Here is a 20,562-nt window from a genome sequence, read left to right as displayed (position 1 = left end):
ATGTTAGCCGATGGCCTGCGCGAAAGCCCGCGCCATCCTGTCCTCATCTTAGACGCCCTGTGATTTGCGTATAGCGATACATTTCGCTATTGACAAATAAACTGGCGCGGCCATAAGATGCATTCACCCCGACATACCGGTGCAGTCACAGAGTCAAAACGGGGCGAGACAACCCCCAATACAGCCAGCCCCGCGCATTTGAAATCCGCATGCGCAGCCGGCCGTCTCGCCTCACATTCAACTTTTGAGGGAGACTAAGCATGGCAAAGGCATTCGCATCCCAGGCCGATCTGGAAGTCAAGAAAGTCACGTGGACCAAGCTGTCCGATAACGCCTACGCGTACACCGCTGAAGGCGATCCGAACTCGGGCGTGATCATCGGCGACGACGGCGTGCTGATCGTCGACACCACCGCCACGCCGGCCATGGCGCAGGACCTCATCGCGAAGATTCGCAGCGTCACCGACAAACCGATCAAATACGTTGTGCTGTCCCACTACCACGCGGTGCGCGTGCTGGGCGCGTCGGCGTATTTCGAGGAAGGCGCGCAGGAAGTGATTGCGAGCCGCGGCACGTACGAGATGATCGTCGAGCGCGGCGAAGCGGACATGAAGTCGGAAATCGAACGCTTTCCGCGCCTCTTTGCCGGCGTCGAAACGGTGCCGGGCCTGACGTGGCCGACGCTGGTGTTCGAAAAGGAAATGACGCTGTTCCTCGGCAAGCTCGAAGTGCGTATCGCGCATCTGGGCGCGGGCCACACGAAGGGCGATACGGTGGTGTGGCTGCCCTCGCAAAAGGTGCTGTTCTCCGGCGACCTGGTCGAATACGACGCAGCCTGCTATTGCGGCGACGCGCAACTCGAACAATGGCCGGCCACGCTTGAAGCGCTGCGTGCGTTGAAGGCCGAAAAACTGGTGCCGGGCCGCGGTCCTGCCTTGACCACGCCGCAAGACGTCGACAAAGGCCTCGATTACACGAAAGACTTCGTGACCACGCTGCTGCAACAAGGCCGAGAAGCCGTCGAACAGAAGCTCGATCTGAAGGCCGCAATGGCGCACACGCGCAAGGCCATGGATCCGAAGTTCGGCCACGTGTTCATCTACGAGCACTGCCTGCCGTTCGACGTTTCGCGCGCCTTCGACGAAGCGAGCGGCATCACGCATCCGCGCATCTGGACTGCGCAGCGCGACAAGGAGATGTGGGACGCGCTGCAAGCCTGATTGAGGCTCGATTGGAAGCCTGAGTAGAAGCCCGATCACAAACCTGATCACCGCAAAGAAACGCCGGAAAGCGTCAAGCAGAGCAGAGAAGGACGGAGACACAAGATGAGCATCAACTACCAGACGCTGTCGTTCGACTACCAGCCGTGCCGTGAACAAAGCGGGCAAAGCGGCGCTGATCAGGCGCCCTATCCCGTGATCGTGGTCGGCGCAGGGCCGGTGGGCCTCGCTACCGCGATCGATATCGCGCAGCAGGGCGTGCCGGTCGTGCTGGTCGACGACGATTGTTCGTTGTCCACCGGTTCGCGGGCGATCTGCTTTTCGAAGCGTTCGCTCGATATCTTCGACCGGCTCGGCTGCGGGCAGCGCATGGTGGACAAGGGCATCAGCTGGAATGTCGGCAAGGTGTTCCTGAAAGATGAACTGGTGTACACGTTCAATCTGCAGCCGGAGGCGGGTCATCATCGGCCCGCGTTCATCAATCTGCAGCAGTACTACGTTGAAGGCTTTCTGCTCGAGCGCGCGCAGGAGATGCCGAATCTCGAGATCCGCTGGAAGAGCAAAGTGGTAGGCGTGCAGCAAAGCGGCACGCCGGGCGCACAGGACGCCGGCGTGACGCTGACTATCGACACGCCCGATGGTCAGTACCCGTTATGCGGCCGCTATGTGGTGGCCGCCGACGGCTCGCGCAGCCCGATGCGCAATCTGATGGGGCTCGACAGTAAGGGTGTCACCTTCAAAGACCGTTTCCTGATCGCCGACGTGAAGATGGAAGCGGAGTTTCCGACCGAACGGTGGTTCTGGTTCGATCCGCCGTTTCATCCGAATCAGTCGGTGCTGTTGCATCGTCAGCCGGATAACGTGTGGCGGATCGATTTCCAGTTGGGCTGGGACGCCGATCCGGTGCTGGAAAAAACGCCGGAGCGTGTGATTCCGCGGGTGCGCGCATTGCTCGGGCCGGATGCGAAGTTCGAGCTGGAATGGGTCAGCGTCTATACGTTTTCGTGTTTGCGCATGGACCGCTTCCGCCACGGCAACGTGTTGTTCGCGGGCGATTCCGCGCATGGCGTGTCGCCGTTCGGCGCGCGCGGTGCGAATAGCGGCGTGCAGGACGCGGAGAACCTCGCATGGAAACTGGCGATGGTGCTCGAAGGCAAAGCATCCGACACCTTGCTCGACACGTACGCAAGCGAGCGCGAATTCGCCGCGGATGAAAACATCCGCAACTCCACGCGATCGACCGATTTCATTACGCCGAAGAGTCCGGTGAGCCGCGTGTTCCGCGATGCGGTGCTGAAGCTCGCACGGCATCATCCATTCGCGCGCCAGTTGACGAACAGCGGCCGCCTGTCGGTGCCGGCGGTGCTGCGTGATTCTCCGCTGAACACATTGGACAGCGACAGCTTCGAAGGTCCGATGGTGCCGGGGGCATCGTGTGTCGATGCGCCGGTTGATGCAGCCGGGCAACCCGCATGGCTGTTGCAGCAACTCGGCCAGCAATTCACGGGCGTGCTGTTCTGCGGCGCGCAAGGCATCGATCAGCCGACGCAAGCCGCGCTGGATACATTGCGAAGCGGGCCGGTTCCGCTGAAGCTCGTCGTGGTGACGAGTGGTGATGGGCAGGTTGCGGTGGCCTCGGACGCGAAGGTGGTGCACGACGTCGACGGTCTTGCCGCCGCACGTTACGACGCTCAACCGGGCACGTTCTATCTGATTCGCCCGGATCAACACGTCTGCGCGCGCCGCCGGCAACTCGACGTGAACTTTGTGGAAGCCGCGTTGAAGCGTGCGTTGTGCGTGGAAGGCACGGCCTGAAGGCAGACACACCCGGCACATCGGCAAAAGAAAAGAGCAGGAGACAGTCATGGCATTGAACACGCAACCCAATCTCGCCCGCCCCGACGACTTTTACGAGGCGCTGATCGACATGCATCGCGATCTGGACGACGCGCAGAGTCAGTCGGCCAATGCGCAGCTGATCCTGCTGCTCGCCAACCATATTGGCGATCACGTGACGCTGCTCGAAGCGATGCAGCACGCGCGGGCCGGTGTGGCCGACGTTTCGGCGCAAGGCGCACAGGCGCATTCGCTGGCCGCCTGAACACGAGTTACCGCAAGCGGTAGTAATAGAAACGCTGTACGTGCGTGGCCGTTCGAGCCGCGCGCAATTCACCACGGCGCGCGGCGAACCAATACCGTCGCATGCCGTTTCGTTCCCGTAGAAAACAGAAACGCGGCGCATCAAGACGCCGGACCCAGCGGGTCCGTTGGACCCTCACGTTTGGAGATAACCGATGAGCCAATCCCTCGCCCCTACGCTCGCGCCGGGCGCTTCCGCTGCTGTGCACGACGATCTGTTATATCGCAAGGTCTCGATGCGGATTATTCCGTTTCTGTTCCTGTGTTACGTGGTGTCGTTTCTCGACCGCATCAATATCGGCTTCGCGCAGTTGCAGATGAAGCACGACCTCGGTTTCAGCGACGCCATGTACGGTTTGGGCGCGGCGGTCTTTTATATCGGCTACGTGTTGTGCGAGGTGCCGAGCAATATGCTGCTGGCGCGTTTCGGCGCGCGCCGGACCTTCACGCGGATCATGCTGCTGTGGGGCATTGCATCGGTCGGCATGATGCTGGTGTCGAAGCCCACGCACTTCTACGTGCTGCGTTTCATGCTCGGCGTGTTCGAAGCGGGGTTCTTTCCCGGCATCGTGCTGTATTTGACTTACTGGTACCCGGCGCGGCGGCGTGCGGCTGTGCTGTCGATTTTCTTCGCGGGCGTCGCGGTGGCGGGCGTACTCGGCGGCCTCGTGTCCGGCTGGATCATGCGCGATATGGGTGGCGTGATGGGGCTGTTCGGCTGGCAGTGGATGTTCGTGATCGAAGGCGCGCCGGCTATCGTACTTGGCTTGCTCGCCGCGTTCTATCTGCTCGACGGCCCGCAGCACGCAAGCTGGCTCACCGCCGCCGAGAAGGCGCAACTGATCGCGCAACGCGATGAAGATCGGCGTGCTTCATCGGACGCACATTCATCGCGTTCCGTCATGCAGGCGCTGCGCAATCCTCGGGTCTATCTGTTTGCGTTCATCTACTTCTCGCTCACCTGTGCCTCGCTCACGCTGAATTTCTGGATGCCGCTGATGATTCGCGACTTCGGTGTTCACGATGTGCTGGCGATCAGCCTGTACACCGTGATTCCGAATGCGGTCGGCGCTGTGGGCCTGATTCTGATTGCGCGTCACTCGGACCGCCGTGGCGAACGACGCCGGCACTTCGCGGTTTGCACGATCGGCGGCGGTATCGCGCTCTCGCTTCTGACACTGCATCTGAGCAGCTTTCCGGCGATGCTCGCGATTCTCTCGGTGGCTGCCGTGCTGATCTTTGCCGCGTTGCCGATTTTCTGGACCGTGCCGTCGGGTTATCTGTCCGGCACGGCAGCGGCTGCCGGGATTGCGCTGATCAGCAGCATCGGCATTACGAGCGGGATTGTCAGTCCGTGGGTGATCGGTCTGATCAAGACGCACACCGGCAGCATGGACAACGCGTTGTATCTGCTGACCGCGCTGCTGTTCGTCAGCGGCGTGGCGTTGCTGCTCGGCGTGCCGAAGGAAATGAAGCGCATCTAAGGCATGTCTCCATGCGGCGCTGTTCACGCGGACGGCGCCCGAGCGCCGACCATCCAGCAGGCGGCGGTGTAGCGAACTTCGGCGCCGTGCACATAGGGTTCAAAGGCGGCGCGGACAGTTTCGATCACTTGCGCGCGGGTCTGTTCGTCCGCGTTCTGAAGGACCGACCCGACCGGGCCAAGCCGGGTGAAGTAGCCGATCAGTTCGTTCTCGGGCAGCGTGCAATCCACATCGAGCGGCTGGACGTCGATCCCGGTCCAGCCACTCTGTTCCAGGATGGACGACACCTTGCGTGGGTCGGCGAAAGCGAACTGTCCCGGCGCGCCCGGCTGGCGAGCCGGCAGATCCGGCAGCAGCGGCGCGGCGGCGCGCTCGGCGATGGTCATGAACGGATTGTCCGCGGCACTTCGCCAGACAATGCAGCGCAGCTCGGCGTCGTCGCTGGCGGCACGCCGCAGGTTCGTGAAGGCCGCGAGCGGATCGTCGAAGAACATGACGCCGAGGCGCGACATGATCCTGTCGAAGCTCGCGGGCTCGAAGGCGTAGGTTTGCGCGTCCGCACAGATGAAGCTCGCCGTCGAGCCGACCCGCTCGGCGCGCGCCCGGGCGGCGGCAATCATCGGCGCTGAAATGTCGGCGCCGATGCACTGGCCCCTCGCGCCAAGCCGCCGCGCGGCGGCCAGGGTCGTGCTGCCAGTACCGCAGCCGACGTCGAGTACACGTAACCCCGGCTCGGCGCCGATGTCGTCGACGAGCAAATCTTCGAAAGGCTTGAACATCTGGTCGAGCACCTGCTGCGCTGCCACCCAGGCGCGTCCGGAGCTGCCGTTCCAAAGCGCCGCCTGTGTATTTGCGTTCTGGTGATTGGCTTCCATGGTCGTTGTCCTGTGTTTGCCCTCGGGGAGCGGAAGCTACACTATGCAAGTTCAAGTCGACTTGAGGTCAAGGGATGATCACGCTAGACATCGCCGAGGTGGCGCAGCAATCCGGTATTCCGGCATCGACGCTGCGATTCTATGAGGAAAAAGGGCTGATTGCGTCCACCGGCAGGCGAGGGCTGCGCCGCCTCTTCGATGCCGGCGTGCTGGACCGGTTGGCCTTGATCGCCTTGGGGCGCGCCGCGGGTTTCTCGCTGGACGAGATTGCGCTGATGTTCACGCCGGACGGCCAGCCGCGCATCGATCGGCAGATGCTCGTGGCCAAGGCGGACGAACTGGACAGGACGATCCGCAAACTGAGCGCCATGCGTGATGGTTTGCGGCACGCTGCCGTTTGCCCCGCACCGAGTCATATGGAATGTCCTACTTTCCGCCGTATCCTGCTGGCCGCCGGGTCGGGTGCGATTGGCGCGACACGGAGGAAGAAGAGTCCGCCACCACCGGTGAGCGCATCTTCTCCGCGATCCCCTGTTCGCGGCAGGAGATAGAACCGGTTTGAACGTCATATCGGGTAGAGTCGCGCATAGTCCCGCGTATGGTCCTTTATGCCCGCATCCAACGTCCGAACCTTCACGATGTATTCAATCGAACCCGTTCCATTGCCGCATGACGGTCCGTCCGATGTTTCGTTGTGGCGGGTCGATTTCGCTTTCGACACCTTGCTGGACGATGCCGTTTTCGCGCCGCTCAGCGACGAAGAGCGCGCCAGAGCCGCGAACTTTCGCCGCCACGAAGACGCGCTGCGTTTTGCCACTGTGCGCGTGGCTCTACGCGAACAACTCGCGCGACATCTCGGGATCGCGGCACACGCAGTCCGCTTCAAGCTCGATGAAAACCACCGTCCCCGTCTCGCCGATTCCGACGCATACGACTTCAACGTCTCGCATGCGGGCGCGCATGGACTGATCGTGATGTCACCGGTCCGGCGTGTCGGCGTCGATATCGAACAACGCAGCGAATCATTCGATTGGCGTTCGATTGCATCGCTAACGCTCGACGCGCGCGAAGCGGCATGGATCGGGCAGCTCGACGTTGAGCGGAAAATCACTGCGTTTTACGACGCATGGGTCGCGAAAGAAGCGCTCGTAAAAACAACGGGCGTAGGCATCACGCGCGGTTTGCAGCATCTGACGGTGCTGCCGCGCGACAGTATGCAGGTGACACTGCGCAATCAGATTCCCGATGACATGCGCGAGATCGCCGCGCGTTGGGTCGCGGCTCCGGCCGGTTATGTCGCGTGCGTGGCGTGGTCGGCGAACATCTTCGCGCGATAGAAGGCGCGCGTGACGCGAGTAGCGTCTACTTGCCTGATTCGCCGAACACCAACGCCTTCGGCCAGCCAATTGCATGCACTTGCGTGACGCACTGCGCAAGTGCGACTGCCGCGCGAATTTTGCCCGACATCGGCAAATCGAGCACCTGCCAGCGACCATGTTCGGCCAGATCGAATGCGCCGACCGCAGCGTCGCCCGACAGCAGATCCAGATCGATATCGACGGGTGCATAGCGCAACGCATTGCACAAGCTGCCGTAACGGGCGCGCCGGCGTGCGCCTTCTGGCGTGTCGTCGAGCGCGGCGCCAGGCGAGGGGACGACGACGCTCAAGCCCAGCGTTGCCGAGGCAATGCCGATCACGATCCAGATGCCGCCGTACGCAATATCGATCGTGATGCCGCGACCATCATGCGGGTGGCGTGCGCGCAGTTTTTCGTTGCCGTCGTCCTGCAAATCGACGGCATGCGGTTCGCAGTCGAACAGATTCGCGACGATCCAGCGCGTCACCACGCGCGTGCTGATAAAGCGCTTGCGCAGCGCCGAATTCGGATGAAGCCGTGCGCGTTCGCGTTCTACCTTCGAGAGCCACGCGTCGCCCTCCTGGACCGGCACCGGCAGCCATTCACAGCGGAACCGCCACAGATGCAACTCACCCGCGCGTGGCGTGGCGATGCCGGCCGGATAGTGGCGGGTCAGCGGATGAGAGACGAATTCCGGCGCAATGGCCTGGACGGTAGCGTGTGCGCCTTGAGCAGTTTGATCCGCGCGCAGGGCGCCGGCGTGCTTCGTCGCTTGCGGATCGAGGCTGTCGCGCACGCGCGGGGGCGTGGAATAAGCGAGTTCCAACGGCATACGCTTCGTCCCTCAATGCATATACGTGACGCGGCGCGCTTGCACGTCGAGCTCGATGCCGGCGTCGAGCAGGTCGATGGCGAACCAGCGGATCAGCTTCAACACGCCACTGACGGCCGGCGCCGGCAGCCATTCGTTCAACATGCGCAACGCTGCGCCGCTGTGCGTTTTTTGCAGCAGCGCGATGGTTTGCAGAATCACGGCTTCGTCCTTGCCGAGGTCGCTGGCGCAGCGGCATCGCATGTCGAGCGGACGGTAGGACACGTGCATGAGCGAACGCATCAGCAGATCGAAATGTTCGATGCCGTCCTGACGCAAGCCCACGCCGCGCAAGATGTCGCGCCAGTGCACGCCGCCGCGCGCCGTTTCGCAGGCCGGGCGCAGCCAGGTGCGTACCGCGCTGAGGACCGTGCGATCGGGCGCGTCGGTGGTATCCGTGACGTGGTCGTCGACCAGTTCGGGACGGCTGCTGTATTGAGAGCGGAAATTCATCGATGCTCCTGAATGGACACGGTCCAAAGAGTCGCGCCGGCCTGATCGGATGAGAGCCACGTCGCAGGCCAGCGCATGTCGCTTGCGACGGATAGGCGATGACGCAGGATTCGCGTCAGGGCGTCCTTCAAGTTTTTGCGGGCTGCGCCTGCAGCCATTCGCGTACGTGTTCGCTGCGCGCCGGACGTGCCGGTGCCTGACCCGGTGTTTTAGGCGTGCCGACAAACAGGAATCCCAACAGCCGCTCGTTCGGCGCGAAGCCCAGCGCGTCGTGCAGTCCGGGTTCGTAGGAGTCCGGTCCGGTGGCCCAGAAGCCGCCGTAGCCGAGTGCGTGGATGGCATTCAGCATGTTCATCGTGGCGGCGCCCACCGCCAGCAATTGCTCGATTTCCGGGACTTTCGAATGAACCGAGAGCGCCGCGCCGAGCGCGATCACGAGTGGCGCTGCGAATGCCTTCTGGCGCCGGTGTGCATGCGCCGAGCGCGGCTCGCCGGGCGAACGGGCGCAGGCGAGGTCGACCAGCACGTCGCCGAGCTGCTCGCGTGCGTCGCCGCGAATCGTGACGAAGCGCCATGGCCGCAGATTGCCGTGATCGGGCGCGCGCAAGGCGGCGTCGAAGATCAGATCGAGCTCGGTGTTAGCCGGCCCCGGCTCGGTGAGCGGCCAGTGGGACTGGCGCGACAGCAGCATTTCAAGCGCGGCTGCCGTGCTGGATCCGGCGGCGGAGGGTGATGCTGTGGCAGTGCGTTCGCTTTCGGTTTCAGGGCGGCTGATGTCGAGCGTGATCATGATTTTGGTATTCGGCGGATGGTATGGATCGCATGATGGGCCAATTTGTCAGTAAATGCAAATCATTCGCATTTAGAAAATGAATTGGACATACCGCAGCGCCGCGGATTGGCCCAGGCTGCGGGCGGCGTGGAGGCCTTGCAGCCACGCGTCGGGCGCTGATCTGCAACTAACGGTCAACCGCGCGGGGCGCCCCCAGCTATGATGGCGAAATGCCGCAGCCAGCCTGCCGCATCCTTGTCTACCCACGCTAGCCAATGCCAACAAAAATTCGAGACACCGCCCCGACGCTCTATTCCACCGAAGCGGCGCAGCGCCTGCCCACCTTGATGCTGGCCGTCGGCCTGTCCTTGGGCAGTGCGATCGCGCTCGGCCTTGCCCGCTTTGCGTACGCGCTGCTGTTGCCGTCGATGAAACTCGACCTCGGCTGGAGCTTCGCGCAAGCTGGCGCGATGAACACCGCCAATGCGCTGGGCTATCTGCTCGGCGCGCTCGCCTTTCCGAGGCTCGCGCGCCGCTGGCCGGCCGGCGGGTTGTTCGGCGCCGGTTGTGCGGCTACGGCGCTTCTGATGGCCATCGGCGGTTTGCTGGCCGACACGCATTCGCTGCTCGCGTTGCGCGTGATCACCGGCGTGAGCAGCGCGGCGATTTTCATCAGCGGCGGCGTGCTGGCGGCGCGGCTTGCGTCTGCGAGGCCGCACGAGGCGGGATTGGTGCTCGGCTTGTATTACGGCGGGACCGGCTGGGGCATCGTCGCTTCGTCGGTGCTGGTGCCCGTGACGATTCTCAACGTCGCGCATGGCTGGCAGTTTGCGTGGTTCGCATTGGCGGCTGCGTGCGCGGCATTTGCCGCGATTGCCATCGGCGCCGCGAGGAAAATCGAAAACATCCATGCGGTCGGGTCTTCCGCCGCGCATGCGTCCGATACCGCCGAGGCGCCGCGTTGGCCGCGCTTCAGCCTCGCGCTGGCGGGCTACGGGTTGTTCGGTGTCGGCTATATCGGCTACATGACGTTCATCGTCGCGCTGCTGCGCAACGCGGGCATGAGCGCGGCGGTGGTGACGGGCTTCTACCTGTTGCTCGGTGTGGCGACCGTGGTATCGGCACGCCTGTGGTCCGGTCTGCTCGACCGGATGCATGGCGGCCATGCGCTCGCGATACTCAACGCGTTGCTCGCGGTGGCGACGCTGCTGCCCGCGTTGTTCACGCAACCATGGGTAGCGTTCGTCTCAGGTGTGCTGTTCGGCGCGACCTTTCTCTCGGCGGTTGCGTCGACCACGGCTTTCGTGCGCCACAATTTGCCGGTCAGTCACTGGGCCAAGGGCATCAGCGCATTTACGATCGTGTTTGCGTTTGGGCAGATCGTCGGGCCGATGGTGATCGGCTGGGTTTCGGACGGCGCCGGTCTTGCGCGCGGACTCGTTTATTCCGCGTTGCTATTGGCGGCCGGGGCGGCGCTGGCCGCGTGCCAGAAGCCTTTGCGTGAGGCCTGATTGAATTGTCCTTAGGAATAACCGGAATACCGGGCGACGGTCGCCACAACGTACACTCGTGCCCTTGTTCCCTGCGCTGAGAGAAATCGTGCCTGTCATCACCTGCATCGAAGATTTACGCGTGCTCGCTCAACGGCGTGTGCCGCGCATGTTCTACGACTACGCCGACAGCGGCTCGTGGACCGAAAGCACCTACCGCGCCAATGAAAGCGATTTCCAGCGCCTGAAGCTGCGCCAGCGTGTGGCGGTCAACATGGCGGGCCGCACCACGCACACGGAAATGGCCGGTCAGGCGGCCGCCATGCCGGTGGCGCTCGCACCGACGGGGCTGACCGGCATGCAGCATGCCGACGGTGAAATCCTCGCTGCGCGTGCGGCGGAGAAGTTCGGCGTGCCGTTCACCTTGTCCACGATGAGCATCTGTTCGATCGAGGACGTTGCGGCCCAGACCACCAAGCCGTTCTGGTTCCAGCTTTATATGATGCGCGACCGCGATTTCATCGTGCGTCTGATCGAACGCGCTCGCGCGGCAGGGTGCAGCGCCTTGATGCTGACGCTGGATCTGCAGATCCTCGGTCAGCGCCACAAGGACCTCAAGAACGGGCTCTCGGCGCCGCCAAAGCTGACGCCCGCGAACCTCATCAATCTCGCGACCAAACCGCGCTGGTGCCTGGGCATGCTGGGCACCTCGCGGCGCACCTTCGGCAATATCGTCGGGCATGCGAAGGGTGTGGGCGATCTGTCCTCCCTCGGCTCGTGGACCGCCGAGCAGTTCGATCCGACGCTGAGTTGGGCGGACGTCGAATGGGTCAAGAAGCAATGGGGCGGCAAGCTCATTCTGAAAGGCATCATGGACGCCGAAGATGCGCGCCTTGCCGCCGACAGCGGCGCTGACGCGTTGATCGTCTCCAACCACGGCGGACGTCAACTCGACGGCGCGCCGTCATCGATCGCGGCGCTCCCTGAGATCGCACGCGAGGTCGGTTCGCGCATTGAAGTGTGGATGGACGGCGGCGTGCGCAGCGGACAGGACGTGCTGAAAGCCGTCGCGCTCGGCGCGAAAGGCACGCTGATCGGGCGCAGCTTCCTCTACGGGCTGGGGGCGATGGGAGAGGCCGGTGTCACACGGTGCCTGGAGATCATCCACAAGGAGCTGGACATCACCATGGCGTTTTGTGGCCACACCGACATTCGTCAGGTGGACGAGCGAATTCTGCTGCCCGACCGGCGGTAACAGCAGACGCCCGCAGCAGGCGCCCGGCCGCGTGTATGTCGTGAGCACATGCTTACGCCCGCGCGCGGCTCTGCACTTTAGCCGCGCACGTCGTCTGCGGAAATGGAACGCCGCTACTGACGCGAGGTGAGAGCGCTCAGCTCTTTCGGGATGTCACGGCGACAAATGGCGTTGGTACGTGCTGGCACGTTTCGCTCCCGCACTTCGGGCAGCGCGGATGAGCGCTCTCATGTTCAGCGAGATGTTCAGCGTGCTCGAACAACTCGCCGCACTTCTCGCAACGATATTGGTACGTCGGCATTGTTTTTTCCTCCAACACGAATCCCACCCGCGCTGGCCAGGTACGATTCGCCAGCACGATCCAGTACCGTGAAAATTCATTCTAGTGCAGCAAATGCGCGGTTATGTGTCACTTCTCGCGCGATGCCTGCTGACCACGACGCTGCAGTCCGCGACTCGCGCTTTCACTGACGGCGGGTTCGTACTAGGCTTGATTGTGGAAGGCAGTCGCCCGCTGGCGAAAGCAGCCTCCCCTTGGTGTTTCCAGCGCCGCAGCGCGAGGTCCGCTATGCAACTGCTTACGGTAACAGTCGTCAAACCCGAAGCGACGAATTTCATCCTGGGGCAAAGCCACTTCATTAAATCCGTCGAGGATCTGCATGAGGCCATGGTCGGTACCGTGCCAGGTATCAAGTTTGGTTTGGCCTTTTGTGAAGCGTCGGGTAGTCGCCTCGTGCGGCGCTCCGGCACCGACACCGACCTGATCGAGTTGGCTTGCCAGAATGCCATGACCATTGCCGCGGGCCACTGCTTCGTCGTCTTTCTCGGCGATGGTTTTTTCCCGGTCAATGTCCTGAACGCGATAAAGGCTGTGCCGGAGGTATGCCGGATTTTCTGCGCGACGGCGAATCCCACACAGGTTCTGCTCGCCGAGACCGACCAGGGGCGCGGTATCCTGGGTGTGGTCGACGGGTTCCCGCCGCTCGGCGTGGAAAACGAGGAGGGCGTTCAATGGCGCAAGGATCTGTTACGTGCCATCGGGTACAAGGCGTAGCTGCGATGGCGCTTATTCCACGAAGTACTTGCCAGTCTGCCTGAGCGTGGACCATCCGTCGCTCCAGCCCGGCACTCTATGGCCAGCCATTCTGCGCCAGACTGAGCATGCGCTGCGTTGTGGTGCGCTGCGGCCAATCGAGACAATCCAAACGCTAATCGAAGATCGCGGCATACGCTTTCTGATCCGCCAGGTCTCGAGCCTCGCTCGCAAGGAGCAAGCGCGGCAGGTGCCCGGAGCCAACAAAGCCGACAAGGGGAAAGCGCGCAACGCGTTCAATCCGTTCCTTCCTTATGATCCCGACCTCTTTGTGGCGGATATCTCGGACACACACGTCGCATTGCTGAACAAATTCAACGTCATCGACCATCATCTGCTGATTGTTACCCGTTGCTTCAAGTCGCAGGATACGTTGCTCGAACTCGCTGACTTTGCTGCGTTAGCTGCATGTCTGGCCGAGTTCGACGGTCTGGGTTTTTACAATGGCGGCGCGCAAGCCGGCGCGAGTCAAAACCACAAGCATCTGCAGATCGTGCCGCTGCCGCTTGCGGAATCCGGTCCGCCGATTCCCATAGAGTCTGTTCTCGAGTTTGCGGATATGGACGGATCGATTGGCAAATTGCCCACTCTGCCTTTCCGGCATGCGTTTGCCTATCTGGAACAAGGTCCTGCCGCTTCCACGCAAGCCGCGCAAGCCGCACACGCCGCGCTCGATTGCTACCACGCGTTGCTCGGAGCGGCCGGCCTGCACGCAATCGAGGTGAATGGCGAACTGCACCCGTCAGCACCGTACAACCTGCTTGTCACCTCGCGATGGATGCTGCTCGTGCCACGTTCCTCGGAGCGCGTGGAGGGCGTTTCGGTGAATGCGCTGGGATTCGCGGGATCGCTCTTCGTGCGAGACGCAGCGCAGATGCAAGTTATCAGGGGGCTCGGGCCGATAAGCGTGCTGGAGCGTGTTGCTATTTCTCCCATCGCCTAAAATGTAAGCATGGTCTTGACCTCAAAGGAGGTTGCCATGACTCAATCGATGATGAGTTTCGTAGTAGGAATCGTGGTGGTGCTCTGCCTCGTGGTAATTACAACCGCACGCTACAGGCGGGAACACAAGGACCAGCCGAATGACCAGCCGGTTGCACGCTGGCTGCATGCGCATCCGATCAAGGACTGGCTGCACCATAAACACTGAAGACGTGGGTGTTTCTGCTGCGCGACAGGTTAAGCCGGCGCAGCGGCAACGCTCCCGATCGGCAAGGCGGCGTAGTCCGCCTCAGATTCTCAACCCGGCCAGAATCTGTTCAGCGAGAAAATCGCAGGGTGGTCGCGCGGACCGGGCACTGCGGGCAAGGATGACTTCAAGTTCATTCAATGGCGGCAACCCTTCGTTCTGCGATAGCTGAACGAGGTGCGCCGGCACGCTGCATCGTGCGAGGGGCGCTATCGCAAGCCCCGCTTCGACCATGCTGATCACGCCCAGCAAACTCGGGCTTTCGTAGGACATCCGATACTTGATGTTTTCACGCTGCAGCGCGCTGACGGCATAGGCGCGCGCCGTACTGCCGTGCTCGAAAACGGCAAGCGGAAGTGGCCGCTCCTTCCACACTTTTCTTGCGGGCGACCCGGCCCACACCATCGGCTCGAAGCGGATGAATTCGCCCACCACGCCCTTGGTTTTCGTGAAACAGGCCAGGTCGACCGTGTTGTCTTTGAGCAATGGAACGAGTGCATTGCTGGGCAGACCGATTACCCGAATCTCCACACGTGGATGAGCAATCGCGAACTTGCCCAGAACGGGGGGCAACAAGGATGAGGCATAGTCGTCGGGCACGCCGATGGTGACGCGGCCCTTCATCTCCGGACGAACCACCGAGGCCCATGCTTCCTCCCGCATTGCCAGCATTCGACGGCCATAGTCCAGAAGCGTCTTGCCCTCCGCGGTGATCGCGACGTTACGGGTGCTTCGCACGAAGAGCGGTTTTCCCAGCGCATCTTCAAGCGCCTTGATCTGCATGCTCACCGCCGAGGGCGAGCGGTGCACGGACTGCGCACCTCCGGCAAACGATCCTGTATCGGCGACCGCCACCACCATTTCCAGCACGTCCAGATCGAGTTTCTTCACGTTGTCTTCACGTTAATCAGTTTTCAGGTTCGTCAGAAAATCTGAGCAATAGATTCAGTTTAATTCGTTTTACTGGAGTATGCATCGAACCGATACTGATACCACTCACGCTGAGCACTTGAAGAAGGGAGCCCGCGAAAATGCACGGTACGGCATCGATTTATGGATTTCTGGCGGTCGGCGGCATGCTTGCTGTGACGCCAGGCCCGAACATGGTCTATGTGATGTCGCGCTCGATCGCGCAAGGGCGCAGGGCCGGACTGATATCGCTTGCGGGCGTCATGCTCGGCTACCTCTTCTATATGTTCGGCGCGGCGTTCGGCATCACGGCACTTTTCCTGAGCGTGACTTATGCAGCCAGTGTGCTGGGCGCGGCCGGCGCTGCGTATCTGTTCTATCTGGCGTGGCAGGCTGTGAAGCCTGGTGGCCGCTCTCCGCTGGAGGTTCGCGATCTGCCTCGCGAGCGGCCTCGCCGGCTTCTGGCAATGGGCGCAACGACCAGCCTGTTGAATCCCAAACTCGCGATGATCTTTCTATCGCTCCTGCCGCAATTCATCGACTACCAGGACGGCAGCGTTTTCAGGCAATCGCTCGTGCTCGGTTCGTTGCTGATTGTCGCGTTCGCATCCGTCAATGGCTTCGTGGCCGTCTGCTCCGGCAGCATGGCGACGTTCCTCTCCCGTCGCCCGGGATTCCTTCTGGTTCAACGCTGGGCGATGGGTGTGGTTCTGATTGCACTCGGAGCACACATGACTATCGATGCATTGAAGCTGAGCGGTATCGCCTGATCAGATCGCAACCGACGGAATGCTCTTCATGCAACGGAGCGCGAACATCGAGCGGCTATGGCGGATGCCGGCGATCTTGTAGAGCTTCTCGCGCAGAAAACGCTCGTAGCCCGCCGTGCCGTCGACCGCCACCTTCACCAGATAGTCGTAGTCGCCCGACACCAGGTACGCTTCCAGCACTTCGGTCAACAGCGCTAGTTCGGCGCCGAAGCGGGCAAGGGCGTCGTCGTCGTGACGGTCGAGTGTGACTTCCAGCAGCACGACGTCGGCGAAGCCAAGCTTCTGCTGATCGAGCAACGCGACGTAGCCGCGGATGTACCCCTCGGTTTCCAATTGACGCGTGCGATTCCAGCATGCCGTGGTCGACATGCCGACCAGTTCGGCCAACTCGGCATTGCTCAGGCGTGCGTTCTTCTGCAACTCGCGCATGATCTTCCGATCCTGGTTGTCCAGTGGGCGATTTCGGGTGGTCATGGTATTTGTGGAAGATTATTCAGATAAATATCATTATAAAGGAAGATTATCCTGATGGTGGGGGATGATTGCATTGCTTTAGGAAGCATATCCAGCCTGCCTCCGGGTATATTTTCAGGGTGCATTCATGCCCGGGACAACCGTCCGGGCCGCGGGCTTCAGGCCTGCGGTCTTGCGCGGCCACAAGCTGCCATCCGGTGTCTCGCCGCCTCCACAGGGAGGCGGCACGCGGGCGAATTCCGGCGTTACCAGCGCGGGAAGACGCGCTCGCCGGGCATGGGGCATTTTCTTAACCGAATGCTTGCCAGCACCGAGTGTCCGCACGTCCTGCTTGAACGATCTTCGGGCGTGACGGCGGCACGCCCGACTGGCAAAGCCGTAACCTGGCCTACCGATGTCGATCCAGCTGTACGTTTCATTTCTCCTCGCTTCCCTCGTACTTGTTTATTCCCCTGGTCCGGTCAATGTACTGACGATGAGTCAGGCGCTCTGCGCCGGCTGGCGAGCCGCTTTGCCCTGCGTGTGGGGTGGCACCTGCGCCGTGCTATTGCAACTGGCGTTCACCGCGCTCTGTCTGAATTCGTTGCTGCTGATCGACGCGCGTGCGCTGATCGCACTACGCTGGGCCGGTGCGATCTATCTCGTGTATCTCGGCTGCAAGCAATGGCGCAGCGGGAGTCTCGCGGCGTCCGCTGACGCGGATCAGCAACGCAGTCTGTTCTGGCGCGGGTTCGCTACGTCCGGTCTCAACCCGAAGACGCTGTTGTTCTTTCCGTCGTTTTTCCCGCAGTTCATCAGTGCGCCTTCGGATGAGGTGCACTGGTCCGCGAATCAGCAATATCTCTTGCTGGCCGCGACGTTTGCGCTGGTGTTCGCGCTAGGCGTGGCATCCACGGCGGTGTTTTCGCACCGCCTGCGCACGGTGCTGCAACGGCCGAAGCGGCTGCGTGCGGTCAATCGCCTGATGGGCAGTTTGCTGGTCGGCATGGGCGCGTTGATGGCGGCGGTTCGCTGATCGCGCTCAACCGGGTTTGCCCGGCGCTCTGACCGCGCTTTGCACCGCGACACTGCGATAGACGTCGCGACAGAACTGCATGCCGCCTTCATGCGTGCCGTTGACCGCGGCCGCGATATGCACGGCAGGCTCCGGGCTTTCAACACGTTCAGGCACCGCCGGATTGACGAGCGCCGCGTTGACGGCGAGCGGATCGGTAGACGAAGCCCGCATGATGCCAATACCCTTGATCGTCACGGCGAGGCAGGGGTCCGGCACTTGCGGACCATGAGTGGCCGCGACGTTGAAATTTATATTCAGCGTCCAGAAACCCTCATGAATATTCTGATGAATGATCACGGCCTTCACCACGTCCTGATGTGAGAGCGTGTATTCGTTGCTTGCCATCGGTCCCTCCTTGCTCGTACGCAGTCTGTGCGTGCGCGTGCAGATATGGCATTTTTCGCGGACTAGGGGACCTAGTTTTACGCACCGTTTTGTACAGTGCAAGTGAAAAGGCGTGGTTGCGCGCACGTTACGTCGTGCAAGCGGGAGACGGCGGCACCAGAGTGCGCGCATCTTGGGACACGCGGCCGCCGGGTCATGCGGCGCCGCGCGGAAATGCCTTCAGGTGAACTGTCTATGTGGGAAAGGGTTAGTGGAAAATGAGGTACAGGATAACCAGTACGATCAGCGGGACGCCAAGAAGCCAGCCGAGAAGGTAAGGCATGATGTGATCTCCTTTCGTATCGATGTTTGAATACCATGGAGACTGAGCATCCGCTGTGCCTGACGCTATTCGACCGTCGTTGCGGACCTGCGGGCAAGGTTCAAACCCTCGCTTCAAACGCGCGCCTGTTACGGCAGATTCTCCCGCAGCACAATGCTGAACTGCACGGGCTTAATGTCACTCAGCGCATCGCGCTTCTCGCGCACGTTGCGGAAAATCCGCAAACAATTCCCCACCATGGCCTGCGGTGTTTGTGTGATCAATGCATCCATCGTTCCGTCTATCAGTAGTGCTCTCGTGTCAGGCGTCAGTCCGTGCCCGACAAACAGAATCTTCTGCTCGGAACGTGCTTCGACAATCGCGCGCGCGACACCGTCCGATCCACCGCCGCTGTTATAAATTCCCGCGAGATCAGGATGCTGTTCCAGCAGCTTGCGCGTCTGCGCATAGTTGCGATCGCTGTCGTCGTGTCCCTCTCGCAGGCCAATGACCCGCACTTGCGGAAACGTCGATTCGATCAGGTGCAGAAAACCGATCTCGCGTTCCTCATGTCCGCGATAGTTGAGACTACCGGCCAGCATTGCGATTTTCCCACTCGGCCGTGGTCCCATGAAGCGTCCCAGCAGCAACGCAGCCGTGCGTCCGGCAGAACGATTGTCGATGCCCACATACGCCAGCCGCCGCGCATTCGACAAATCGGAAATCAGCGTAATCGCCGGCACACCCTGATCGGCCAGCGTATTCACTGCATCGCGTACGACGGGATGCTCGAGCGCCATGAACACCACGCCATCCGCACGTTGTCCGTAATGCAGCAGACGGTCGGCGAGTTCTTTCGGATTGAAACTCTCGACGTAGTGGACGCGGCATTTCATGTCCAACGCGTTCCACTGATCGTGCGCGAAGTCGATGTAGTCGCCGAGCATGTGCAGATAGCGATTGGTGCCGGCAGGCAGAAGGAAGGCAATGCGCATCGGTTTTGGCGCAGGCGCCGAGGGCGTTTCCGGTGCCGGCAGATAGCCGAGCTGCGCGGCCGCCAGAAGGACGCGTTGCGCGGTGAGGGCGCGTACGCCTTCGCGGCCATTGAGCACGCGATCCACGGTGGCGGTCGAGACGCCGGCGGCACGCGCAATGTCGGGAATGCGTGCCCGGGCAGCTGCCGTGAGGAGAAGCGGTTCGGACATAGCCGTCCTTCGCAGAGTGGAAATCAATCAAAAACCATCAGATTCGCGGTTTGACAGCGATTGCCGCGCACGCCTAGTCTTGCAGCTATCGCACGAAGACTGACACGCAGTGACCGGAAATCAAGGCGGTGTCGGTGAGCGATGATGGTTTTTGATGGATTCGACAGTCACATCAATTATAAGCAAGGAGACACCCAAATGACCAACCTCGCGAGACGCACGGTGCTGCGTGCCGCTGCCGCCGTGCCGGTAGCCGGCGCGCTGGGCTTTCCGGCAATCGTGCGCGCGGCGTCCGGCCCGGAATTCGTGTTCAAGTACGGCAACAATCTGCCGCTCACGCATCCGCTGAACGTGCGCTCGCAGGAAGCGGCCAATCAGATCAAAGAGGCGTCGAAGGGGCGCATGGAGATTCGGATATTCCCTAACAACCAGCTGGGCGGGGATACCGACATGCTCGCGCAAGTGCGTAGCGGCGGCATCGAGATGTTCACGCCGTCGGCGCTGGTGGTCTCTACGCTGGCGCCATCGGTGGCGATCAATGCGGTCGGCTTTGCCTTCAGCGACTACAACCAGGTGTGGAGCGCGATGGACGGCAAGCTCGGCGCCTACGTGCGTGCCGCGATGCAGAAGGCCGGGCTCGAGTCGTTCGAAAAGATGTGGGACAACGGTTTTCGTCAGACCACCACCAGCAACGGCCCGATTACCAGCGCGCAGAACATGCGCGGTCTGAAGATCCGCGTGCCGGTGAGCCCGCTTAGCATCGACATGTTCAAGGGCCTCGGCGCGGCGCCGACCAGCCTGCAATTCAGCGAAGTCTATTCGTCACTGCAAACGCATATCGTCGACGCACAGGAAAATCCGCTGCCGATCGTGCAGGTCGCGAAGCTCTACGAAGTGCAAAAGTATTGCTCGTTGACTAACCACATGTGGGACGGCTACTGGTTCGTCTTGAACCAGCGTGCGTGGCAGCGTTTGCCGAAGGACCTGCAGGGCATCGCCAGCGATGCATTCAATCAGGGCGCGCTGAAGCAACGCGACGACGTTCGCAAGCTCAACGACGCTGCCGTCGCGGATCTGCAAAGCAAAGGACTCGCAGTCAACCGTCCGGCACCGGATACGTTCCGCGCGGCGCTGCGTCAAGCGGGTTTTTACGCGGAATGGAAGAGCAAGTTCGGCACGCAGGCGTGGGACCTGCTCGAACAATCGGTCGGCAAGCTGGCTTGACTATCAGCCGTGAACGCTGAGTCCGCACCGTGCGGCACATCGGTGAGCATGAGACGAAGCGCGGCGAGCGGCCGCGAG

The 20,562-nt window shown here is 61.8% G+C and carries 23 protein-coding genes; 14 read left to right on the top strand and 9 right to left on the bottom strand.

Features of this window, described 5'->3' with window-relative positions:
* Nucleotides 1–260 precede the first annotated feature (260 nt).
* From BCY88_RS01455 to BCY88_RS01440, 4 genes are all read left to right on the top strand, one after another.
* Nucleotides 261–1,220: an MBL fold metallo-hydrolase gene (locus BCY88_RS01455; protein WP_120342490.1), complete on the top strand. Its 960-nt coding sequence runs from the start codon at nucleotides 261–263 to the stop codon at nucleotides 1,218–1,220.
* Nucleotides 1,221–1,325: 105 nt separating this feature from the next.
* Nucleotides 1,326–3,035 (top strand): FAD-dependent oxidoreductase, encoded by a 1,710-nt coding sequence (locus BCY88_RS01450; RefSeq protein WP_120342489.1) that lies wholly within the window; start codon nucleotides 1,326–1,328, stop codon nucleotides 3,033–3,035.
* 49 nt (nucleotides 3,036–3,084) lie between these two features.
* Complete coding sequence (locus BCY88_RS01445; protein ID WP_120342488.1) at nucleotides 3,085–3,321, top strand: DUF2783 domain-containing protein; 237 nt, start codon at nucleotides 3,085–3,087, stop codon at nucleotides 3,319–3,321.
* 193 nt (nucleotides 3,322–3,514) lie between these two features.
* Entirely contained in the window at nucleotides 3,515–4,843 is a 1,329-nt protein-coding gene (locus BCY88_RS01440; RefSeq protein WP_120342487.1) for an MFS transporter, read from the top strand.
* Between the two features lie 23 nt (nucleotides 4,844–4,866).
* On the opposite strand, the gene BCY88_RS01435 is transcribed toward BCY88_RS01440, so the two are convergent.
* Nucleotides 4,867–5,718 carry a class I SAM-dependent methyltransferase gene (locus BCY88_RS01435; protein ID WP_120342486.1) on the bottom strand — a complete coding sequence of 284 codons (852 nt, stop codon included), beginning with the start codon at nucleotides 5,716–5,718 and terminating at the stop codon, nucleotides 4,867–4,869.
* Between the two features lie 74 nt (nucleotides 5,719–5,792).
* On the opposite strand from BCY88_RS01435, the gene BCY88_RS01430 reads away from it, so the two are divergent.
* Together BCY88_RS01430 and BCY88_RS01425 are read left to right on the top strand one after the other, a co-directional pair.
* The gene (locus BCY88_RS01430; protein WP_120342485.1) at nucleotides 5,793–6,269 is read left to right on the top strand and encodes a helix-turn-helix domain-containing protein; all 477 of its coding nucleotides are present in this window, start codon (nucleotides 5,793–5,795) and stop codon (nucleotides 6,267–6,269) included.
* A gap of 87 nt (nucleotides 6,270–6,356) precedes the next feature.
* Nucleotides 6,357–7,055: a 4'-phosphopantetheinyl transferase family protein gene (locus tag BCY88_RS01425; protein ID WP_120342484.1), complete on the top strand. Its 699-nt coding sequence runs from the start codon at nucleotides 6,357–6,359 to the stop codon at nucleotides 7,053–7,055.
* Nucleotides 7,056–7,080: 25 nt separating this feature from the next.
* On the opposite strand, the gene BCY88_RS01420 is transcribed toward BCY88_RS01425, so the two are convergent.
* The 3 genes from BCY88_RS01420 to BCY88_RS01410 all read right to left on the bottom strand — a co-directional run bounded on the left by BCY88_RS01420 (nucleotide 7,081) and on the right by BCY88_RS01410 (nucleotide 9,190).
* Entirely contained in the window at nucleotides 7,081–7,908 is an 828-nt protein-coding gene (locus BCY88_RS01420) for a hypothetical protein (protein ID WP_120342483.1), read from the bottom strand.
* A 12-nt stretch (nucleotides 7,909–7,920) separates the two neighbouring features.
* Nucleotides 7,921–8,400, bottom strand: coding sequence for a hypothetical protein (locus tag BCY88_RS01415; RefSeq protein ID WP_120342482.1), 480 nt, complete (start codon nucleotides 8,398–8,400; stop codon nucleotides 7,921–7,923).
* A gap of 127 nt (nucleotides 8,401–8,527) precedes the next feature.
* Nucleotides 8,528–9,190, bottom strand: a complete 663-nt coding sequence (locus BCY88_RS01410; protein ID WP_120342481.1) for a nitroreductase family protein — start codon at nucleotides 9,188–9,190, stop codon at nucleotides 8,528–8,530.
* 257 nt (nucleotides 9,191–9,447) lie between these two features.
* Here BCY88_RS01410 and BCY88_RS01405 point away from each other — a divergent pair, with 257 nt between their 5' ends.
* Together BCY88_RS01405 and BCY88_RS01400 are read left to right on the top strand one after the other, a co-directional pair.
* Nucleotides 9,448–10,683 carry a YbfB/YjiJ family MFS transporter gene (locus BCY88_RS01405; RefSeq protein ID WP_120342480.1) on the top strand — a complete coding sequence of 412 codons (1,236 nt, stop codon included), beginning with the start codon at nucleotides 9,448–9,450 and terminating at the stop codon, nucleotides 10,681–10,683.
* A gap of 88 nt (nucleotides 10,684–10,771) precedes the next feature.
* Nucleotides 10,772–11,917, top strand: coding sequence for an alpha-hydroxy acid oxidase (locus tag BCY88_RS01400; protein WP_120342479.1), 1,146 nt, complete (start codon nucleotides 10,772–10,774; stop codon nucleotides 11,915–11,917).
* Nucleotides 11,918–12,053: 136 nt separating this feature from the next.
* On the opposite strand, the gene BCY88_RS01395 is transcribed toward BCY88_RS01400, so the two are convergent.
* Complete coding sequence (locus BCY88_RS01395) at nucleotides 12,054–12,218, bottom strand: FmdB family zinc ribbon protein (RefSeq protein WP_120342478.1); 165 nt, start codon at nucleotides 12,216–12,218, stop codon at nucleotides 12,054–12,056.
* A gap of 267 nt (nucleotides 12,219–12,485) precedes the next feature.
* On the opposite strand from BCY88_RS01395, the gene BCY88_RS01390 reads away from it, so the two are divergent.
* Genes BCY88_RS01390 through BCY88_RS39755 form a run of 3 tightly spaced genes read left to right on the top strand, consistent with a single transcriptional unit; the run spans nucleotide 12,486 to nucleotide 14,160 of the window.
* Nucleotides 12,486–12,971: an adenosine-specific kinase gene (locus BCY88_RS01390; RefSeq protein WP_120342763.1), complete on the top strand. Its 486-nt coding sequence runs from the start codon at nucleotides 12,486–12,488 to the stop codon at nucleotides 12,969–12,971.
* Nucleotides 12,972–13,017: 46 nt separating this feature from the next.
* The gene (locus tag BCY88_RS01385) at nucleotides 13,018–13,953 is read left to right on the top strand and encodes an ATP adenylyltransferase family protein (protein WP_120342477.1); all 936 of its coding nucleotides are present in this window, start codon (nucleotides 13,018–13,020) and stop codon (nucleotides 13,951–13,953) included.
* 36 nt (nucleotides 13,954–13,989) lie between these two features.
* Nucleotides 13,990–14,160: a hypothetical protein gene (locus tag BCY88_RS39755; protein WP_183081239.1), complete on the top strand. Its 171-nt coding sequence runs from the start codon at nucleotides 13,990–13,992 to the stop codon at nucleotides 14,158–14,160.
* Nucleotides 14,161–14,241: 81 nt separating this feature from the next.
* On the opposite strand, the gene BCY88_RS01380 is transcribed toward BCY88_RS39755, so the two are convergent.
* Nucleotides 14,242–15,090: a LysR substrate-binding domain-containing protein gene (locus BCY88_RS01380; protein WP_120342476.1), complete on the bottom strand. Its 849-nt coding sequence runs from the start codon at nucleotides 15,088–15,090 to the stop codon at nucleotides 14,242–14,244.
* Between the two features lie 140 nt (nucleotides 15,091–15,230).
* Between BCY88_RS01380 and BCY88_RS01375 the strand changes: the two genes are divergently transcribed.
* On the top strand, nucleotides 15,231–15,878 hold the full coding sequence (locus BCY88_RS01375) for a LysE family translocator (protein WP_120342475.1): 648 nt from the start codon (nucleotides 15,231–15,233) through the stop codon (nucleotides 15,876–15,878).
* Here the strand turns inward: BCY88_RS01375 and BCY88_RS01370 are convergent, their stop codons facing one another.
* Nucleotides 15,879–16,352 (bottom strand): Lrp/AsnC family transcriptional regulator, encoded by a 474-nt coding sequence (locus BCY88_RS01370; protein WP_120342474.1) that lies wholly within the window; start codon nucleotides 16,350–16,352, stop codon nucleotides 15,879–15,881.
* 394 nt (nucleotides 16,353–16,746) lie between these two features.
* Between BCY88_RS01370 and BCY88_RS01365 the strand changes: the two genes are divergently transcribed.
* Nucleotides 16,747–17,367, top strand: a complete 621-nt coding sequence (locus BCY88_RS01365) for a LysE family translocator (protein WP_120342473.1) — start codon at nucleotides 16,747–16,749, stop codon at nucleotides 17,365–17,367.
* Nucleotides 17,368–17,373: 6 nt separating this feature from the next.
* On the opposite strand, the gene BCY88_RS01360 is transcribed toward BCY88_RS01365, so the two are convergent.
* On the bottom strand, nucleotides 17,374–17,754 hold the full coding sequence (locus BCY88_RS01360) for a hypothetical protein (protein ID WP_120342472.1): 381 nt from the start codon (nucleotides 17,752–17,754) through the stop codon (nucleotides 17,374–17,376).
* A gap of 450 nt (nucleotides 17,755–18,204) precedes the next feature.
* A complete protein-coding gene (locus BCY88_RS01350; RefSeq protein ID WP_120342470.1) occupies nucleotides 18,205–19,260 on the bottom strand; it encodes a LacI family DNA-binding transcriptional regulator in 1,056 nt (351 codons plus the stop codon).
* Nucleotides 19,261–19,458: 198 nt separating this feature from the next.
* Here BCY88_RS01350 and BCY88_RS01345 point away from each other — a divergent pair, with 198 nt between their 5' ends.
* Nucleotides 19,459–20,484, top strand: coding sequence for a TRAP transporter substrate-binding protein (locus tag BCY88_RS01345; protein WP_120342469.1), 1,026 nt, complete (start codon nucleotides 19,459–19,461; stop codon nucleotides 20,482–20,484).
* Nucleotides 20,485–20,562: the final 78 nt, after the last annotated feature.

Source organism: Paraburkholderia fungorum, assembly GCF_003610895.1.
Classification (GTDB): Bacteria; Pseudomonadota; Gammaproteobacteria; order Burkholderiales; family Burkholderiaceae; genus Paraburkholderia; species Paraburkholderia fungorum_B.
Note: the sequence above shows the minus strand (reverse complement) of the source record. Positions and strands in the feature narration are given on the sequence as shown.

Excerpts from the sequence above, each read along its gene's own strand:
- BCY88_RS01455 (WP_120342490.1), top strand. The coding sequence starts at position 261 with ATGGCAAAGGCATTCGCATCCCAGGCCGATCTGGAAGTCAAGAAAGTC.
- BCY88_RS01450 (WP_120342489.1), top strand. The coding sequence starts at position 1,326 with ATGAGCATCAACTACCAGACGCTGTCGTTCGACTACCAGCCGTGCCGT.
- BCY88_RS01445 (WP_120342488.1), top strand. The coding sequence starts at position 3,085 with ATGGCATTGAACACGCAACCCAATCTCGCCCGCCCCGACGACTTTTAC.
- BCY88_RS01440 (WP_120342487.1), top strand. The coding sequence starts at position 3,515 with ATGAGCCAATCCCTCGCCCCTACGCTCGCGCCGGGCGCTTCCGCTGCT.
- BCY88_RS01435 (WP_120342486.1), bottom strand. The coding sequence starts at position 5,718 with ATGGAAGCCAATCACCAGAACGCAAATACACAGGCGGCGCTTTGGAAC.
- BCY88_RS01430 (WP_120342485.1), top strand. The coding sequence starts at position 5,793 with ATGATCACGCTAGACATCGCCGAGGTGGCGCAGCAATCCGGTATTCCG.
- BCY88_RS01425 (WP_120342484.1), top strand. The coding sequence starts at position 6,357 with ATGTATTCAATCGAACCCGTTCCATTGCCGCATGACGGTCCGTCCGAT.
- BCY88_RS01420 (WP_120342483.1), bottom strand. The coding sequence starts at position 7,908 with ATGCCGTTGGAACTCGCTTATTCCACGCCCCCGCGCGTGCGCGACAGC.
- BCY88_RS01415 (WP_120342482.1), bottom strand. The coding sequence starts at position 8,400 with ATGAATTTCCGCTCTCAATACAGCAGCCGTCCCGAACTGGTCGACGAC.
- BCY88_RS01410 (WP_120342481.1), bottom strand. The coding sequence starts at position 9,190 with ATGATCACGCTCGACATCAGCCGCCCTGAAACCGAAAGCGAACGCACT.
- BCY88_RS01405 (WP_120342480.1), top strand. The coding sequence starts at position 9,448 with ATGCCAACAAAAATTCGAGACACCGCCCCGACGCTCTATTCCACCGAA.
- BCY88_RS01395 (WP_120342478.1), bottom strand. The coding sequence starts at position 12,218 with ATGCCGACGTACCAATATCGTTGCGAGAAGTGCGGCGAGTTGTTCGAG.
- BCY88_RS01390 (WP_120342763.1), top strand. The coding sequence starts at position 12,486 with ATGCAACTGCTTACGGTAACAGTCGTCAAACCCGAAGCGACGAATTTC.
- BCY88_RS39755 (WP_183081239.1), top strand. The coding sequence starts at position 13,990 with ATGACTCAATCGATGATGAGTTTCGTAGTAGGAATCGTGGTGGTGCTC.
- BCY88_RS01375 (WP_120342475.1), top strand. The coding sequence starts at position 15,231 with ATGCACGGTACGGCATCGATTTATGGATTTCTGGCGGTCGGCGGCATG.
- BCY88_RS01370 (WP_120342474.1), bottom strand. The coding sequence starts at position 16,352 with ATGACCACCCGAAATCGCCCACTGGACAACCAGGATCGGAAGATCATG.
- BCY88_RS01365 (WP_120342473.1), top strand. The coding sequence starts at position 16,747 with ATGTCGATCCAGCTGTACGTTTCATTTCTCCTCGCTTCCCTCGTACTT.
- BCY88_RS01360 (WP_120342472.1), bottom strand. The coding sequence starts at position 17,754 with ATGGCAAGCAACGAATACACGCTCTCACATCAGGACGTGGTGAAGGCC.
- BCY88_RS01350 (WP_120342470.1), bottom strand. The coding sequence starts at position 19,260 with ATGTCCGAACCGCTTCTCCTCACGGCAGCTGCCCGGGCACGCATTCCC.
- BCY88_RS01345 (WP_120342469.1), top strand. The coding sequence starts at position 19,459 with ATGACCAACCTCGCGAGACGCACGGTGCTGCGTGCCGCTGCCGCCGTG.